The organism is Novosphingobium soli (assembly GCF_042432915.1).
GTDB lineage: Bacteria > Pseudomonadota > Alphaproteobacteria > Sphingomonadales > Sphingomonadaceae > Novosphingobium > Novosphingobium soli.
On sequence record NZ_JBHLWK010000013.1, the window covers coordinates 142,309 to 158,718 of the forward strand.

General features: G+C 69.4%; 13 protein-coding genes. 10 read left to right on the forward strand and 3 right to left on the reverse strand.

Features of this window, described 5'->3' with window-relative positions; translation table 11 throughout:
- The first annotated feature begins 15 nt into the window (after positions 1-15).
- The 4 genes from ACFFJC_RS11205 to ACFFJC_RS11220 all read left to right on the forward strand — a co-directional run bounded on the left by ACFFJC_RS11205 (position 16) and on the right by ACFFJC_RS11220 (position 6,297).
- Positions 16-885, forward strand: a complete 870-nt coding sequence (locus tag ACFFJC_RS11205; RefSeq protein WP_379487593.1) for an N-acetylmuramoyl-L-alanine amidase family protein — start codon at positions 16-18, stop codon at positions 883-885.
- 91 nt (positions 886-976) lie between these two features.
- On the forward strand, positions 977-3,514 hold the full coding sequence (locus ACFFJC_RS11210) for a penicillin-binding protein 1A (RefSeq protein WP_379487594.1): 2,538 nt from the start codon (positions 977-979) through the stop codon (positions 3,512-3,514).
- Between the two features lie 52 nt (positions 3,515-3,566).
- Complete coding sequence (locus ACFFJC_RS11215; protein WP_379487595.1) at positions 3,567-5,144, forward strand: AMP-binding protein; 1,578 nt, start codon at positions 3,567-3,569, stop codon at positions 5,142-5,144.
- A gap of 58 nt (positions 5,145-5,202) precedes the next feature.
- Positions 5,203-6,297 (forward strand): alpha/beta hydrolase, encoded by a 1,095-nt coding sequence (locus ACFFJC_RS11220; RefSeq protein WP_379487596.1) that lies wholly within the window; start codon positions 5,203-5,205, stop codon positions 6,295-6,297.
- 34 nt (positions 6,298-6,331) lie between these two features.
- Here ACFFJC_RS11220 and ACFFJC_RS11225 read toward each other — a convergent pair whose 3' ends face one another.
- Positions 6,332-7,381 (reverse strand): AraC family transcriptional regulator, encoded by a 1,050-nt coding sequence (locus ACFFJC_RS11225; RefSeq protein WP_379487597.1) that lies wholly within the window; start codon positions 7,379-7,381, stop codon positions 6,332-6,334.
- 185 nt (positions 7,382-7,566) lie between these two features.
- Here ACFFJC_RS11225 and ACFFJC_RS11230 point away from each other — a divergent pair, with 185 nt between their 5' ends.
- The 3 genes from ACFFJC_RS11230 to ACFFJC_RS11240 all read left to right on the forward strand — a co-directional run bounded on the left by ACFFJC_RS11230 (position 7,567) and on the right by ACFFJC_RS11240 (position 10,205).
- Positions 7,567-8,538 carry an enoyl-CoA hydratase/isomerase family protein gene (locus ACFFJC_RS11230; protein WP_379487598.1) on the forward strand — a complete coding sequence of 324 codons (972 nt, stop codon included), beginning with the start codon at positions 7,567-7,569 and terminating at the stop codon, positions 8,536-8,538.
- Between the two features lie 188 nt (positions 8,539-8,726).
- On the forward strand, positions 8,727-9,776 hold the full coding sequence (locus tag ACFFJC_RS11235) for a helix-turn-helix domain-containing protein (RefSeq protein WP_379487599.1): 1,050 nt from the start codon (positions 8,727-8,729) through the stop codon (positions 9,774-9,776).
- Positions 9,777-9,872: 96 nt separating this feature from the next.
- Positions 9,873-10,205: a hypothetical protein gene (locus ACFFJC_RS11240; RefSeq protein WP_379487600.1), complete on the forward strand. Its 333-nt coding sequence runs from the start codon at positions 9,873-9,875 to the stop codon at positions 10,203-10,205.
- A 3-nt stretch (positions 10,206-10,208) separates the two neighbouring features.
- Here the strand turns inward: ACFFJC_RS11240 and ACFFJC_RS11245 are convergent, their stop codons facing one another.
- Positions 10,209-10,823, reverse strand: a complete 615-nt coding sequence (locus ACFFJC_RS11245; RefSeq protein ID WP_379487601.1) for a flavodoxin family protein — start codon at positions 10,821-10,823, stop codon at positions 10,209-10,211.
- A 108-nt stretch (positions 10,824-10,931) separates the two neighbouring features.
- Positions 10,932-11,741 carry an enoyl-CoA hydratase/isomerase family protein gene (locus tag ACFFJC_RS11250; protein ID WP_379487602.1) on the reverse strand — a complete coding sequence of 270 codons (810 nt, stop codon included), beginning with the start codon at positions 11,739-11,741 and terminating at the stop codon, positions 10,932-10,934.
- 198 nt (positions 11,742-11,939) lie between these two features.
- On the opposite strand from ACFFJC_RS11250, the gene ACFFJC_RS11255 reads away from it, so the two are divergent.
- From ACFFJC_RS11255 to ACFFJC_RS11265, 3 genes are all read left to right on the forward strand, one after another.
- The gene (locus ACFFJC_RS11255; protein ID WP_379487603.1) at positions 11,940-13,631 is read left to right on the forward strand and encodes an FAD-binding protein; all 1,692 of its coding nucleotides are present in this window, start codon (positions 11,940-11,942) and stop codon (positions 13,629-13,631) included.
- 99 nt (positions 13,632-13,730) lie between these two features.
- On the forward strand, positions 13,731-15,128 hold the full coding sequence (locus ACFFJC_RS11260) for an NAD(P)H-hydrate epimerase (protein ID WP_379487604.1): 1,398 nt from the start codon (positions 13,731-13,733) through the stop codon (positions 15,126-15,128).
- Complete coding sequence (locus ACFFJC_RS11265) at positions 15,125-16,396, forward strand: class I SAM-dependent RNA methyltransferase (RefSeq protein WP_379487605.1); 1,272 nt, start codon at positions 15,125-15,127, stop codon at positions 16,394-16,396. The genes ACFFJC_RS11260 and ACFFJC_RS11265 overlap by 4 nt, the downstream gene beginning before the upstream one ends.
- The last annotated feature ends 14 nt before the right edge of the window (positions 16,397-16,410 follow it).

Here is a 16,410-nt window from a genome sequence, read left to right on the forward strand (position 1 = left end):
TACTCGTCGTCGCCGATGTCGCGCACCCTGCAGTTGATACTCCTCATCGCAGCGCCGCTGGCGCTCCTCGCGGCGGCGCTCGTGATCGGCGGCACGGTCGCGACCCGCGCGGGTGCCTACGACTACGTGGTGCGCTTCGACCTGCCGAGCGCGGGCGCGCCGGCCGGGCTTCCCCGCGTCGACGGACCGGCGGACGCCAGCCGCCCGCTGGTGGTGATCGACCCGGGGCACGGCGGCTTCGATCCGGGCGCGGGGCAGGGGGGGCTGCAGGAAAAGGCGGTGGCCCTGCAGATCGCAGCGATCCTGCGCGACAAGCTGCTGGCGGGCGGCGGGATGCGGGTGGCGCTGACGCGCGACACCGACCGGTTCATCGCCCTGGCCGACCGGCCGGACATCGCCCGCCGGCTCAACGCGGATCTCCTGGTCTCCATCCACGCCGACAGCGCGGACCACGATTCGGCGCGGGGAGCCAGCGTCTACGTGCTGTCCGAAAGCGGCTCGAGCCAGGCGGCGGAACGCTTCGCTGTGCGCGAGAACGGTGCGGACCGGGTGAACGGCATCGCCCTGGGACAGACCAGCGCGAACGTCGGCGCCATCCTGCTCGACCTGTCGCAGCGCGGCACCCAGGCGGGTTCCGCGCAGGCGGCCTCGCTGCTGCTGCGCGAGCTGGAGGACGCCGGCATGGGCCTTCACCGCGACAGGCCGGAAACGGCGGCCCTGGCCGTGCTCAAGGCGCCCGACATCCCCTCGATCCTGTTCGAGACCGGGTACATCAACAACCCGCACGACGCGCGGACGCTCGGCTCGCGAGCGGGCCAGGAGGCGCTGGCAGAGGCGGCCGCGCGCGCCATCCGCGCCTTTCTAGCCCGGAAGGCAGGCGCTTGAGCCGGGGTCGGGCACGGAGGCGATTTTTGCGACGACGGGCCTTTTCGCAAGGTTCCCATGCGCAAACGGGGCGTGCTAGAGGGCGGGCGCAATGACCGACGCGATTGATCCCGGCGAGCAGCCGCCCGAAGACGCGACCTTCCGCCTCCGCCGCGGGGCCTCGGGCCGGCTGGCCGCCATCGGCAGGGCGTGGCGCGAGCGCAAGTGGCTGCGCCGCATGGGCTATGTGTCGCTGGCAGGCTTCCTCGGCCTGGCGGGCTTCTGGATCGTGCTGGCCCACGATCTTCCCGACGCGGAGAAGCTGCTGGAATACCAGCCGCCGCTGCCCACGATGGTGCGCGGGATGGATGGGGAGATCGTCCATAGCTACGCGCGCGAGCGGCGCGTGCAGCTGCGCTACGTCGACTTCCCGCGGTCGCTGGTGAACGCCTTTCTCTCGGCGGAGGACCGGACTTTCTGGACCCACGGCGGTGTCGATATCGGCGGCCTTGCGGGTGCCGTCGTCGACTACGCGTCCAAGTACGGCACGGGAGAGCGGGCGAAGGGTGGGTCGACCATCACGCAGCAGGTCGCCAAGAACATCCTGATCGGCGACGAATACTCCGTGACGCGCAAGCTCAAGGAGATGATCCTGGCGCGGCGCATCGAAGGCGTGCTGTCCAAGCAGCAGATCCTCGAGCTCTACTTGAACGAGATCCCGCTCGGGCGGCGATCGTTCGGCGTCCAGGCAGCCGCGCGGGCCTACTTCGACCGCGACGTGGAGGACCTGACGCTCAGCCAGAGCGCGTTCCTCGCGATCCTTCCCCGCGCCCCCGAAGTCTACGGTCGCCGCAAGAACGAGGAGCGCGCGATCGAGCGACGCAACTGGGTGCTCGACCAGATGGTGCGCAACGGCTGGGCCTCGGCGCAGGACGCCGCCGCCGCCAAGGCCGAGCCGCTCGGGCTGGTGACGCAACGCGGCAATGCCTACGATCCGGCCAACGGCTACTTCGTGGAGGAGGTCCGCCGCCGCTTGATCGGCCAATACGGCGAGAAGGCCGAAGATGGGCCGAACAGCGTCTATGCCGGCGGCCTGTGGGTGCGCACGTCGCTTGACGCGCAGATGCAGAAGGCCGTGCGCGATGCGCTGCGCGGCGGGCTGCTGCGCTATCACGGGAACCGCGGCTGGGCCGGCGCGATCGCGCATCTCAACGACCTCGAGAACTGGCAGACTCAGTTGATCGTCGCCAACAAGACGGTCGACTACAAGGACTGGCGCGTCGGCGTCGTCCTCGACGCTGCGGGCACCGACGGCGGATCGGGGCGGATCGGTTTCTCCGACGGCAACGTGGCGACGCTGATCGGCGTGTCCGAACGGGTCCGCGCCGGGGACCTCGTGGTCGCAGCGCCGGTCTCCGAGGGGACCTGGGCGCTACGCACGATCCCCTCGGTCTCCGGCGGCATGATCATCGAGGAACCCGCGACCGGCCGCGTGGTGGCGATGCAGGGGGGCTTCGATTCCGGGCTCGACTCGTTCAACCGCGCAGTCCAGGCCGAGCGGCAGCCCGGTTCGACGATCAAGCCCTTCGTCTACGCGACGGCGCTGCAGTACGGCATGACGCCGGCCACGCAGGTCCTCGACGGCACCTTCTGCGTCTATCAGGGCGCGAACCTGGGCAACAAGTGCTTCCGCAACTTCGGCGGCGCCGGTGGCTCGGGCAGCCATACCATGCGCTGGGGCCTGGAGCAGTCGCGCAACCTGATGACCGTGCGCATCGCCAATGACGTCGGCATGAAGCGCGTGACCCGCACGTTCCACAACATGGGCATCGGCGACTACCAGAACTATCTCTCGTTCGCGCTGGGTGCGGGCGAGACCACCGTGGCGCGCATGATCAACGCCTACGCGGCGCTCGCCAACAACGGCGTGCAGTTCTCGGGCTCGGTGATCGACTACGTGCAGGACCGCAATGGCAAGGTGATCTGGCGGGCCGACAAGAGCCGCTGCAACGCCTGCAACATGGCGCAGTGGGACGGCAAGCCGATGCCGCGGGTGCAGCGCGTGGGCAAGCAGGTGATCGACGCTCCGACGGCGTACCAGGTGGTCCACATGCTGGAAGGCGTCGTCACCCGCGGCACGGCGGAACGCCTGCGCGACCTGAAGATGCCGCTGTTCGGCAAGACCGGCACCACCAATGGCCCGACCGATGTGTGGTTCATGGGCGGCAACCAGGACTACGTGGGCGGGGTTTACCTGGGCTACGATTCGCCGCGCTCGCTGGGCGGGTATGCCCAGGGCGGGCGCATCGCCGCCCCGATATTCAAGGACGTGGTGGAGGCCACGCGCGTGCGCTGGGGCCAGCGGCCCTTCGTCGCGCCCCCGGGCATCCGCATGGTGCGGATCGACCGGGTGACCGGCAAGCGGGTGATGGGGGTCGAGCCCAGCAACGAGCCGAAAGCCGCGGTCATCTGGGAAGCCTTCAAGCCCGACACCGAGCCGCGCCAGTACACGGCGGAGGACGAGTTCACGCGACGGCGTGATGCCCTGGTGGCCTCAATCCGCAACGCCCGGGAAGCGCGCGCGGCGGCGAGCGCGGCGACGGCGGGGGACCTTGGGAACTTTGCGGAGCAGCAGGGCGGCGTATACTGATCCCTGAACCGGCCGGCGGCGAACGCGCCGCGGCCAGCAGAGGGAGATCACGATGCCGGGGCACCACCCGTCCTTCCACGCGCGCGCCACGCCCGAGGCGCTGGCGATGGTCGTTGCCGACACGGGCGAGACGCTGACCTACCGCGCGCTGGACGAAGGCTCCAATCGCGTCGCGCAACTGCTGCGCGCAATGGGCCTGGCACCCGGCGACCGCATCGCGGTCATGCTGCGCAACGGCCCGGCCTTCGCGATGATCTATTGGGGCGCGACGCGCTGCGGCTGCTTCGTGACGCTGCTCTCGACCCATCTCAAGCCGGCCGAGGCGGCGTACATCATCGGCGATGCGCAGGCTAAGGTGCTGTTCCTCTCTCCCTCCATCGGTGAGACCCCCCGCGCCCTGGCCAGCGAGCGCGAGACCCTCGTCCCGGGAGTGCACGAGGTCTTCCTGGCCGGAGACGCCGAGGAAACGTCCGTCCCGGGCGCCCGCAGCCTGTCGGACGCCCTTGCAACGATGCCCGCGGAGCCGGTGCCCGGCGAGATATCCGGCTTCCACATGATCTATTCGAGCGGGACCACCGGCCGGCCGAAGGGGATCGTGCTCCCGTTCACGCCCGGTCCGATTGACGAGTTCAACGCGCTGGAAGGGGCGATGCCAGTGTACCGCGAACTCAAGCCGCTCGTCTCGCTCAACGTGGGCCCGCTCTACCACGGCGCCCCGCTCTCGGGCATGGTCACGGCGCATCGCCTGGGCGGGCTGTTCGTCACGCAGCGCAAGTTCGATGCCGAGGGCGTGCTGGCGGCGATCGAGGCAAACCGGGTGAACATCGCGCAGATGGTGCCGACGATGTTCGTGCGGCTTCTGGCGCTGCCCGAGGAGGTGCGGGCGCGCCACGATCTTTCCTCGCTGCGCATGGCCATCCACGCCGCGGCGCCCTGTCCGGTCGAGATCAAGCGGCGGATGATCGCATGGTGGGGGCCGATCCTGTTCGAATACTATGGCAGCACCGAGGGGGTTGGGGCCACCGCGATCACGTCCAACGAATGGCTGGAGCGCCCCGGATCGGTCGGCCGCTCGTCGCTGGGCCCGATCCACATCTGCGACGAGGACGGCCGCGAACTGCCGCCCGGCGAGGCGGGGATCGTCTATTTCGAAGCGCCGAACGGGCGGCGGGTCACCTACCTGAACGATGCCGAAAAGACCCGGCGCGCCGCCCATCCGGAGCATCCCGACTGGTTCGCTGTGGGTGACATCGGTCGGCTGGACGAGGACGGCTACCTGTATCTCACCGACCGCAAGGACTTCATGATTATCTCGGGCGGCGTGAACATCTACCCGCAGGCGATCGAGGACTGCCTGATCGTTCATCCCCAGGTCCTGGACGTGGCGGTGCTGGGTGTCGCCGACGCGGAGTACGGGGAGAAGGTCAAGGCATTGGTCCAGCCCAAGGACTGGGCGGAGGCCGGTACGGAGCTGGAGGCCTCGCTGCGGGACTGGTGCCGTACCCGCATCTCGGCGGTGACGGCGCCGCGCGAGTACGAGTTCGTGCGCGAACTGCCGCGCCTGCCTTCTGGCAAGCTCGCCAAGCATGAACTGCGCACGCTCTACGGCAACCCCGTGGCACTGGCCTGACCGCCGCAATCTGCGTTAGATCCAGGCACGGCGGCTGCGCCGAGGAGAGGATGACGACATGACAGCGAAGAGGTTCAAGAGGATGCCTGCTCTGGGTGCCTGCCTCATGGCGGCGGCGATCGGATGGCAGGCGCCGCTTTCCGCCCAGGCCGAAACTGCGGGGGCCGAAACAGCGGGGGCCGCAACAGCGCACGCCGAGCCTTACGTCCGGCCGGACGTCGCGGCCTACCTGAAGGCGTACTACGCCCGCCCGCAGCCGCCGCTCACGCGCGAGGCGCTGATGCAGATCCACAAGCTGCCTCCCGCCGCGCTGGCGGCCATGGCGCAGCTCGACCTGCCGGTCGGCGGTGTCACGACCAAGGACGTGACCATGCCCGGACCCGGCGGCCCGATCGCGCTTCGCCTCTTCGACACGCGCGCGCAGCGCGGCCCGGGGCCGGTGGTGGTGTTCTACCACGGCGGCGGGTACGTGCTCGGCAGCATCGACACCCATGCCGGGCTGGCGGCGGAGATCGCCCGCCAGCTCGACCTGCCGGTGGTTTCGGTCGAGTACCGCCTGGCACCCGAAAGTCCCTGGCCCGCCGCGCCGGACGATGGCGAGGCCGCCACCCGGTGGATCGCCGCCAACGGCAAGGCCTTCGGGCGCGAGTTCACCGGGCTCGTGCTCAGCGGTGACAGCGCCGGCGGCAATCTCACGCTCGTGACGGCTGCCGCTCTTCGGGACAAGCCGGCGGCGGTCCCCGTCGTCCTGCAGATCCCGATCTATCCGGCGACCGACTTCTCCAGGAAGTACCCGTCTGACCAGGCCTTCGCTTCCGGCTACATGCTCGATGCCAAGAGCATGGCGAGCTTCGGCGAGCATTATGCCGCCGATCCCCTCAGCCCGCGCGCCTCGCCGATCCTGGGGACGCTCGCGGGTCTGCCGCCCACGGTCCTGGTCACGGCCTCGCTCGATCCGCTGCGCGACCAGGGCCGCGCCTATGCTGCCAAGCTGGTGGAGGCGGGCGTGCCCACCGCATACTACGAAGGAAAGGGGCTGATCCACGGCTTCGCCACGTTCCGCAAGGCGATTCCTTCGGCACAGGGCGACACCGCAGCCTTTCTCCAGGTGGCCCGCGCCATGATGGATGCACAGCGCTCGCCGGCCCGGTGACGCCGACAGGCCGCCCGGCCAGCCGGCCGGGCGGTCAGCAGGCCGCGCGGAACTGCTGCGGCGTCATCCCGGTCCAGCGCTTGAAGGCCCGCCCGAAGCTGGTCTGCTCGCCATAGCCCAGGCGGTCGGCGATCTCGTCCAGCGAAAGGCGGCCTTCCGCAAGGTAGCCGCGGGCGATGCTCTCGCGCTGCTTCTCGACCAGTTCGGAGAACTTCGCCCCTTCCGCCGCGAGGCGCGACTGCAGGGTGCGCACCGACATCCCGGTCTTCTCGGCGCAGCGCTCGATCGAGCAGGCGCCCGTCGCCAGCGCGCCGCGAATGTAGCTGTCGACCTTGTCGATGATCGATTGGCTGTGCTCCGACTTCACCCGCTGGAGGTAGGAACCCAGGAGGCGGTAGAGCAGGCGGTTGGCGCTCGGCACCGGCTGCTCCAGGGCACGGACGGGGAATGCCACGGAGTTGCGGTTGGAGCGGCTCATCACGCGGCAGCCCAGCGTCTTCTCGATCTCCGGCAGGTCGGTGGCGCGCGGGTCGGCGGAGAGGCTGACCCAGCTCGGCTTGAAGCCAGGCCCGCCGATGGCCTGCAGCAGCTTCATGTTGAGCATTGCCGCCTGGTAGTTGGCCTGGTCGTTCACGCCGATGTCGGTGTTCACCAGCCAGGTGAGCTCGGCGGTTTCCCGACCCTCGATCAGCACCACCTCGCAATCGGGCGCGTGGACGACGGGAAGGAAGTCGATCAGGCAGCGGATGCCGGCGCGCACCGTGGGCGCCGAGCGGCACAGCGCGGTCACGCAGCCGAACACCTCCGGATCCTGCATCGTGGCGAAGTGGAGGCCGAACAGCGGATCGTCGAAGACCGCGCTGCAGTACTCGAAGGTATCGGCGACCTGCTGCGGGGCGACGAGGCTTTCCGGGTCTGTGAGGACCCGGGCCTCCATGCCGTGCCGTTCGATGATGCCCCGCGCGTCGCGGCCGTGGCTGCGCGCCACTCCGGCAAGCCCGGCGAAGTTGGCCGCGCGCACCTGGCCGCCACCCGGGGCGACGTCGAGCGGTCCATCAAGGCTGAAGAAGCTGTTCTGGCCCATGGCCCTCCTGTCCGGCAATCCTCGTAGCCCGGGCGTGTTCGCCTCGAGGCGGTCCATCGACCTCGGCATGCAATATCGAGCGCGCTGCGCGAATTGCCAATACCCCCCAGCTTGCCTGTGGCAGCACGCGGGCAAGCACATCACGGCCACCTCCAGGCCGTGGGGCGGGGTGGGAGAGAGCATCCATGAAGACCATTGCCGACCACAAGAAAGTGGCCGAAGAACACGTCCGCTACGAGAAGGACAAGGCGAGCAAGATCGCCACCATCACCTTCAGCCGGCTGGACAAGCACAACACCGCCACCATCGGCATGCGGGCCCGCTTCGGCGAACTGGTGTTCCGGGCCAACATCGACGACGACGTGAAGGTCCTCGTCATTCGCGGCGAGGGGGACAACCTCGGCAGCGGCGGCGACCTCGACGAGCACGGCGACCTGTACCTGAACCCGCAGCCGGGCGACGGCTTTCTGGTCGACCTCGAGATCGAGGACCCCGACGTCAAGTACCCGCCGCCGGGCTCGTTCCGCTACCTGCACGGCCTGACCGACTATTACGCGAAGGCGCGCTCGGGCAACCGTCCGCTGCAGGAATTCAAGAAGATCTCGATCATCGAGGCGAAGGGCTATTGCTACGGGTGGCACTTCTATCAGTGCGCCGACGCGGACATCATCGTCTCCTCCGACGACGCGCTCTTCGGCCATCCTTCGTTCCGCTACGCCGGCTGGGGCCCGCGCATGTGGCAGTGGCTGGAAATGGTCGGCCTGCGCCGCTTTTCCGAGATGCTGTTCACCGGCCGCCCCTTCACCGCGGACGAGATGTACAACTGCAACTTCGTCAACTCCGTCGTTCCGCGCGACCAGCTCGAGGCGGAGACCGCCAAGTACGCGCATGCCTGCTCGATCACCCGTCCGACGGACGTGGTCGTCGCGCAGAAGACCTTCATCGAAGCCTACAAGCAGTACCGCGGCGAATACATGGGCAGCCTGCTCACCGGCTGGCTGGAAGGCATGCTCCCGCTGATGAAGGACGACGGCGAGAACGACGTCAACCTCGGCAAGGGCAGCACCTTCGAGCAGGGTATCGGGAAGGTGGTGAAGGGCCACGACCAGAACTACACGCCCGACTGGCGCCTGTCCAAGAAGGGCCGCCAGGGCTGATCGCGCATAGGTGACCGTCCGTTCATCTGCAATGCGCGCAATGCGGACCGTGTTGCGTGCATTGTAGAGCGGCCCCCTTATCTCGTGCTACCAATGTCATTGACCCGATCGGCAAGAGTCGGCGGCGATCCGGGCGGGATGCGGGCGGTTGCAAGCGCAGCCGGCGGGCCCCCCATTGGGAGAGAACCATGGCAGAGACTCTGTTCTCGTTCGACAAGCGCAACTACCGTGAGTGCCAGCAGATGTTCCGCGGCACCCGGGACCAGGAATACTATCGCGGCGACTTCTGGATCGACGACGGTTCGACGATCGACGTGCGGTCCGAACGCAAGGCGGTGGGCGCGATCTCGATCATCCGGCAGCGCTCGGCGGCGAATCTGTTCTTCCGCCGCTCGCGCCAGCACATCCGCGAGGATGCGACCGACCTGTCGATCCTGTGGTTCGTCAAGCGCGGCGAGCTCGCGTTCTCCAACCAGTGCGGCAACAAGGTCGCCCGGCCGGGGGACTTCATCATCACCCGCTCGATGTCGCCGTTCTTCATCGAGTGCCGCACCGGCGGGGAGGGGGCCCACGAAGTCCTCCATGTTACCGTGCCGACCCACATCCTGCGCGCCTTCGTGCGGCAGGATTTCAGCACCGGGCTGTTCATGGCGATGGAACGCGCCGAGATGGCGCTGGCCGAGACCCTGCTGACCCGGGTGTTCGAGGACGAGACCGGACTGGGCGAGGAATCGGCGCGCCTCTTGGTGGAGACGGCGCTCGGGCTGGTCGGCAACGCCATCCGGGCCAGCGAGGACGGCGCGCCCGCGCGCCAGTCGATCGCCGACCGGCGGCTGGAGGAAGTGCTGCGCTTCATCGAGGTGCACTTGTCCGACCCGCAGCTCTCGACGGCGATGGTGGCGAAGGGCTGCGGCATCTCGCCGCGCTATCTCTCGTTCCTGCTGCGGCTGCGCGAGACGTCGTTCTCCGAGCTGGTGTGGGAGCAGCGCCTCGCCAAGGCCAAGGCCTGGCTCTCCAGCTCCGACCCGCGCGACATCTCGATCAGCGAGATCGCATATGGCGTCGGCTTCAAGAGCCCGGCGCATTTCAGCCGCATGTTCAAGCGCGTCTTCGGGGCCAATCCGCGCGAGTACCGGGGAGACTGCGGGATCGACACGGCAGAGGCGCTGCCCGGCGCGCTGGTACCGGCCGCGGAGCCTTTCCCCGAGTACCCGATCGGCAGCAGCCTGCTCCAGTAACGCGGCGGGGCGATGCTTCCGGCGGGCAGGATAGTGCCCGCTTGCATCGCCGCTGCGGCTCGCGGAAGTTGCGCGGAGAAACCAGGAGAGATGCCCATGAAGATGAAGCTCGTCGCGCTCACCCGTCCGCAGCCCGGCCGGGAAGAGGAATACCACGAGTGGTACAACACCAAGCACCTGCCGGAGCTGGTCAACAAGTTCGGCATGGCCGGGGCCCAGCGCTACAAGCTTGCCGCCCGCCTCATGGGCAACGACCCGAACGAATACCTCGCGATCTACGACATCGAGGCCGACGACCCGATGGCGTTCCTTGGTGCGATCGGCGCGGCGGCGCAGAGCGGGGAACTGACGCAGTCCGACGCGCAGGACTTCGGCACCTGCTACACCGCGCTCTTCACCGAGCTGGGCGAGCGGGTGGTTCCCGCCTGAGGATCATCCCTGCGGCGGGTAGGGCGAGCCCTTGAGCAATCCCGCTAGGTGCGCGGCGTTGGCCGCGACCATGCCCGCCGTCTTGGTGACGGCCTCGGGGATCTCCTTCAGGTCCTTGAAGTCGGTCGATCCCATCGCCTCGCCCACCCAGTAGCAGGCGGCGACGGCGGGGATCGTCCAGCCCACGTCGTTGAGCGCCTGGAACAGCTGGGCAGAGGAGAAATGGGCGCCGTCCTCGTTGCCGACGATCGCCGTCACGGCGACCTTGCCGTAGCTGGGCATGTGCCCCTTGTCGTCCGTCTCCGAGAGGAACGCGTCCATGCGTTCGAGAACGCGCTTGGCGACGCTGCCGATCTGCCCCATCCAGATCGGGCCTCCGAAGATCAGGATGTCGTGCTCGAGGATCTGGCTGCGCAAGGCGGGCCAGGCATCCCCGTCGCCTTCGTCGGAGGTGACGCCGGGCTTGATGTCCAGCGCGGCGACGCGGACCGTCTCGCTCACCTCGACCTCGTGCTGGCCGAACGCCTCGCGCAGGACGGCGATCATGGCGTCGGTGGACGACGGTTCGCCGGCATCGGCCTTGAGGGTGCAGTTGAGCGGCAGGGCCTTGATGGGCATCGACGATCTCCGGGCGCAGGGATTTGCTGGGCAGGTCCGACCCAAACGCGCGACCCGCCCATTGTTTCCGCCACGCGCCCGGCTGAGCGCCTGCCTTGCCGCCCTCGATCAGCGCCCGATGAAGCGCGGCGCGCGTTTCTCCTTGAGCGCCTGGATCCCTTCGAGGTGGTCCGCGCTGCGCACCGACACGCTTTCGTAAGCGATCCCGGCGTCCATCAACGCGGTCGCCAGCCGCTTGAGCTCGAGATTGGTCAGCACCTTGGTGGCGCGGATGGCGACCATCGCACCGCCCAGCAGCCGGGTACAGAAGGCGTCGACCTGCGCGTCGAGTTCCTCAAGCGGAACGCAGTGGTTGACGAGCCCGATCTCGGCCGCCTTGCGGGCGGTGAGCAGTTCCCCGGTCAGCAGGTATTCCTTGGCGCGGGTCAGGCCGATGCGCTGCGCCCAGATCACCGCGCCGCCGTCCCCCGCGACGAGGCCGAGGCCCACGTGCGGGTCGCCGATCTTCGCGCCCTCTGCCGCGAACACCACGTCGCACAGCAGCGCCAGCGTCGCGCCCAGGCCCACGGCGTGCCCGTTCATCCGGCAGACCACCGGCTTGTCGATGTCGAGCAAGGTCGAGACGATCCGCTTGGCAACCCGCGTCTCATGGTCGAACAGGTGCGGGTTGCGGGCATTGTTCTCGATGTGGTCGAGGTCCCCGCCGGCGGAGAAGGCGCGGCCGGCTCCGGTCAGGACGACCACGTCCGACCCGGTGTCCACCTGCGCGAACCACATCGCCTCGGCCAGATCGTCGTGCAGGGCCAGGTTGACGGCGTTCAGCGCGTCCGGACGGTTGAGCGTGATCCGCAGCAGGCGGCCCTCGCGGGCCATCTCGATGGTGCCGAGCCGGGGCAGGGCGGGCGCGGTGTCGGTCATTGCGGCAGGTCTCCTCTCGGCGAACGGTCATAGTCCGCCGCCGCGGCCGGGCCATCCGAAAACGCGCCGCCGGGGCGAACCCTTCGCTCCGGCGAAACCTGTAGCGCCAAGGTGCGGCGAAGTTGCCAAAGGATGCGAAGTCCGATCTACCGCCAGAAGCACGCGCCGCAGCGCGGCACTTGGAGAGGAGCTTTCGCGATGCCGCAGTTCGACGAGATTTTCGACTGGGTGGTCGTGGGCAGCGGGGCGGGGTCGATGTCCTCGGCGCTGCTGATGAAGCGCGCGGGCAAGTCCGTCGTCATCCTCGAGAAGGCGCAGTGGGTGGGCGGCACCACCTGCAAGTCCGGCGGCGTCATGTGGATTCCCAACAACCGCTTCATGGATCCGGGCGAGGACAGCCTGGAGCAGGCCTGCCAGTACCTCGACGCGGTGGTGCCCGACGGCGCCGATTCGCCCGGCACCAGCCCCGCGCGCCGCAGGACTTATGCCGTCGAGGCACCCAAGATGCTGGACTTCATCATCAGCCAGGGGGTGAAGATGGAGCGCGGATCGACCTTCTGGCCCGACTACTACGACGAGCTGCCCGGCGGCGTGAAGACCAGCCGCACCGTCACCGCGCTGCCTTTCGACAAGAACGAGCTGGGCAAGGAGTGGGCCGGCAAGCTGCGCAAGGGCTTCCTCGAAGTCCCCGCCAAGCTCGACGACGGCATGAAGCTGCCGTTCATGAAGCATTCCTGGGAGATCAAGCGGATCTTCTTCAAGATCGCGCTGAAGCTGGTCGCAGGCAAGCTGACCGGCAAGCACTGGGTCACCGCCGGCGCCGCGCTGCAGGGGCGCATGCTGAAGGCGGTGCTGGAACGGCAGGCGGCCGACATCCGCGTGAACGCGCCCGTGAACGAAGTCATCATGGACGGCGAGCGCGCGGTGGGCGTGGTCACCGTCAAGGACGGCAAGCCCTGGCGCATCGGCGGCCGGCTCGGCATCCTGATGAACGCGGGCGGGTTCTCGATGAACCAGGCGATGCGCGACCGGTACATGCCCGGCACGCAGTCCAAGTGGTCGAACGGTATCGAGACCGACACCGGCGACATGCACCAGGAGCTGGAGCGCAAGGGCGCCAGGCTGGCGCAGATGGACCAAATGGTCGGGTTCCAGATGACCGAGGCCCCGGGCTGGGACACCGACTACGTCAAGCCCGGCACCCAGAGCACCACGGCCAAGCCCCACGCGATCCAGGTCGATCAGTCCGGTGTGCGCTACATGAACGAAGGCGGCTCCTACGAGGAGTTCTGCGAAACCATGCTGGTGCGCGACCGCACCGTCCCGGCCATTCCCAGCTGGGCGATCATGGACCAGCAGTACATGGACGAATACGCCGTCGCGGCCAAAGGCATGGCGAAGAAGAACATGCCCAAGTGGCTCGCTTCGGGCTGGATGCGCCGCGGGAGTACGATCGAGGCGCTGGCCGAGGAGATCGGCGTTCCCGCCCAGGCACTCAAAGCCACGGTCGAGCGCTGGAACGGCTTCGTGCGCGGCGGCAAGGACGAGGACTTCCACCGTGGCGAGCGCGCCTACGACAACTTCCTGGGCGATCCGTTCTTCAAGGACGGCCCGAACCAGACGATGGGCACGATCGAGAAGGGGCCGTTCTATGCGATCCCGATCTATCCCGGAGACGTGGGCACTTACGGCGGCGTCGTGTGCGACTGCGATTCGCGCGTGCTGCGCGACGACGGCACCCCCATCGAAGGGCTCTATGCCTGCGGGGTGACCACGGCATCGCCGATGGGCCGGGTCTATCCCGGCGCAGGCGCCAGCGTCGGTCCTTCGATGACCTTCGGATGGATCGCGGCCAAGCACGCGGCGGGGCTCGGCAACCAGGTGGTCTGATCGGCGGGGTTCCGCCGGCCGGCGTGGCGCTGTAGCAGGAGGATGGCGACGGACCGCAGCGCGCGCGGTCTGCCGGCCTGTCCTGCGAAGCGAGGTTCCATGCCGCACTCCGACCAGATCCTGACCGCAGCGCAGATGCGCGAGGCCGAACGCCTGCTGATCGACGCCGGCTCCAGCGTCGAGGCGCTGATGCGACGGGCCGGGGAGGGGGCCGCCCAATGGGTCTGGCGCATGGCGGGCGGCCGGGCGGTGACCGTGTTGTGCGGTCCCGGCAACAATGGCGGCGACGGCTACGTCATAGCAGAGACGATCCGCCGGCGGGGCGGGCCCGTCACCGTCGTCGCGGCCGCCGAACCTGCGACCGCGGCCTGCCGCGATGCGCGCGCGCGTTATGGCGGCGCGGTGGTGGACGCCGAGGCCGCGGTTCACGGCGAGGTGCTGGTCGACTGTCTGTTCGGAAGCGGGCTTTCGCGGCCGCTCTCCGCCCGCGACGCCGCCTTGCTGGGGCGCCTCGCCGCCGCCCATCCGCACCGCATCGCGATCGACCTTCCGAGCGGCGTCCAGACCGATTCGGGCATGCTGCTGAGCCCGGATCTGCCGCAGTACGACCTCACGCTGGCGCTCGGCGCGTGGAAGTTCGCGCATTTCCTGATGCCGGCCTGCGCGCACAGCAGGCGGCTGGGCCTGGTGCCGATCGGCCTCGGCACCGTACCGGACGCGGCGCAGGCGATCGCCCGGCCCACACTCCGGGCCCCGGCCGCGGATTCGCACAAGTACACGCGCGGCTTCCTCGCCGTCGTCGGCGGCGCCATGCCCGGCGCCGCGGTGCTGGCGGCGATGGCCGCGCAGGGGAGCGGCGCGGGCTACGTCAAGCTCTTTGCCGACAGCAAGCGGAACGTGCCCGCCGACCTTGTCGTGGACGAGGGCCCCCTGGCCGATGTCCTGGGCGACGACCGCAATACCGCCGTGCTGGTCGGCCCGGGGCTCGGCCGCGACGGTACGGCGCGTGAGCGGCTGGCGATCGCGCTGGCAGAGGCGGTCCCGGTGGTGGCGGATGCGGATGCCCTGGTCCTGCTCGGCCCCCGGGCGCTCGCGGCACGCGCGGCGCCGCTCGTCGTCACGCCGCATGAAGGGGAACTGGTGGCCCTGGAGCGCGCGTTCGGCCTCGATGGGGCCGGTACGCGCCCGGACCGCGCGCTGGCGCTGGCGACGGCGGCGGGCGCCATCGTCGTCGCCAAGGGGCCGGACACCGTGGTCGCCGCACCCGACGGGCGGCTCGCCTGTGCGGCGCGCGGCTCCTCCTGGCTGTCTACCGCCGGGACCGGCGACGTGCTGGCCGGCGTGATCGCCAGCCGCGTCGCGACCGGGGTGGAGCCGTTCGCCGCGACATGCGAGGCGGTCTGGCTGCACGCAGAGGCGGCGCGCCTCTGCGGTCCTGCGTTCACCGCCGGGCAGCTTGCCGAACAGGTGCCCGCTGCGCTAGCGGCGTGCCTGTGACCGAAGACATCCGAGACCTGGAACCCGAAGAGATCCTGCGCATCGCCTCGAAAGGCGACGGCGTGACCGCGTCCGGCCGCTTCGCCTGGGGTGCGGCGCCGGGCGACATGCTGCTTGCCGACGATTCGCTGGAGTGGGGACCGCACCACGTGGCGCCGCCCTGCAAGCACTTCGGGCGGTGCGGCGGGTGCCAGCTGCAGCAGCTCGACGAGGAGAGCCTCGCCGCCTTCGTGGAGGGGCGGGTCGCCAACGCCTCGGCGGCGCAGGAGCTGGGCGCCGAACGGCTGGCCCCGTCTCGGCTCTCCCCCCCGGCGTCGCGTCGCCGCGCCGCGCTGCGCGCCGAGAGCTCGGGCGGGCGCGTGGTCATCGGATATCGCGAGGCGAAGTCGCACCGGCTGGTGGAGCTGGAGGAGTGTCCGGTCCTGGCGCCCGAGCTCGTGGCGCTGCTCGGGCCCTTGCGCAAGCTGCTCATCACCATGGGCAAGAGCATGGGCGGCAAGCCGGCGCGCAAGGGCAAGCCGGCCAGGCACGCCGCGCCGCGGATGGGGGCGGATATCGAGATGACGCTGGTGGACCAGGGCGTCGACCTGGGCGTCAAGGGTCTGACCGGCGAAGGGCTCGCCGCGGCGGAGGCGATGCTCGACTTCGCGCGGGAGCACCGGCTGGCGCGCCTGACGATGGATGCCGGCTACGGCTTCGAGACCGTATGGGAGCCCGAGCCCGTCACCGTGACGCTGGGCGGCGTGCCGGTGCCGTTCCCGCCCGGCTCGTTCCTGCAGGCGACCGGCGATGGCGAGGCGGCGCTGGTCGATGCGGCGCGGGCGTGGATCGGGGATGCGCCGACGGTGCTGGACCTGTTCTCCGGCCTTGGCACCTTCGCCTTCGCGCTGGCCGGGCCGGAGACGCGCGTGCTTGCGGCCGAGGCGGCGCGCGATGCGCACCTGGCGTGCAAGGCGGCCGCCGACCGGGCGCAGCTGCCGATCTTCTGCGTCCACCGCGACTTGTTCCGCAACCCGCTCCAACCCGACGAACTGGACCGCTTCGCCGCGGTCCTGCTCGATCCGCCACGGGCCGGGGCGCGCGAGCAGGTGGAGGCGATCGCGGCCTCCGCGGTGGGGCGGGTGGTCTATGTCAGCTGCAACCCTTCGAGCTGGTCGCGCGATGCGGCGCGGCTGGTGGAGGCGGGGTTCCGGCTGGTGGAGCTGCGGCCGGTGGGACAGTTCCGCTGGTCCACCCACGTCGAGCTCGCCAGCTACTTCGAGCGCTGAGGCGGCGCTAAGGT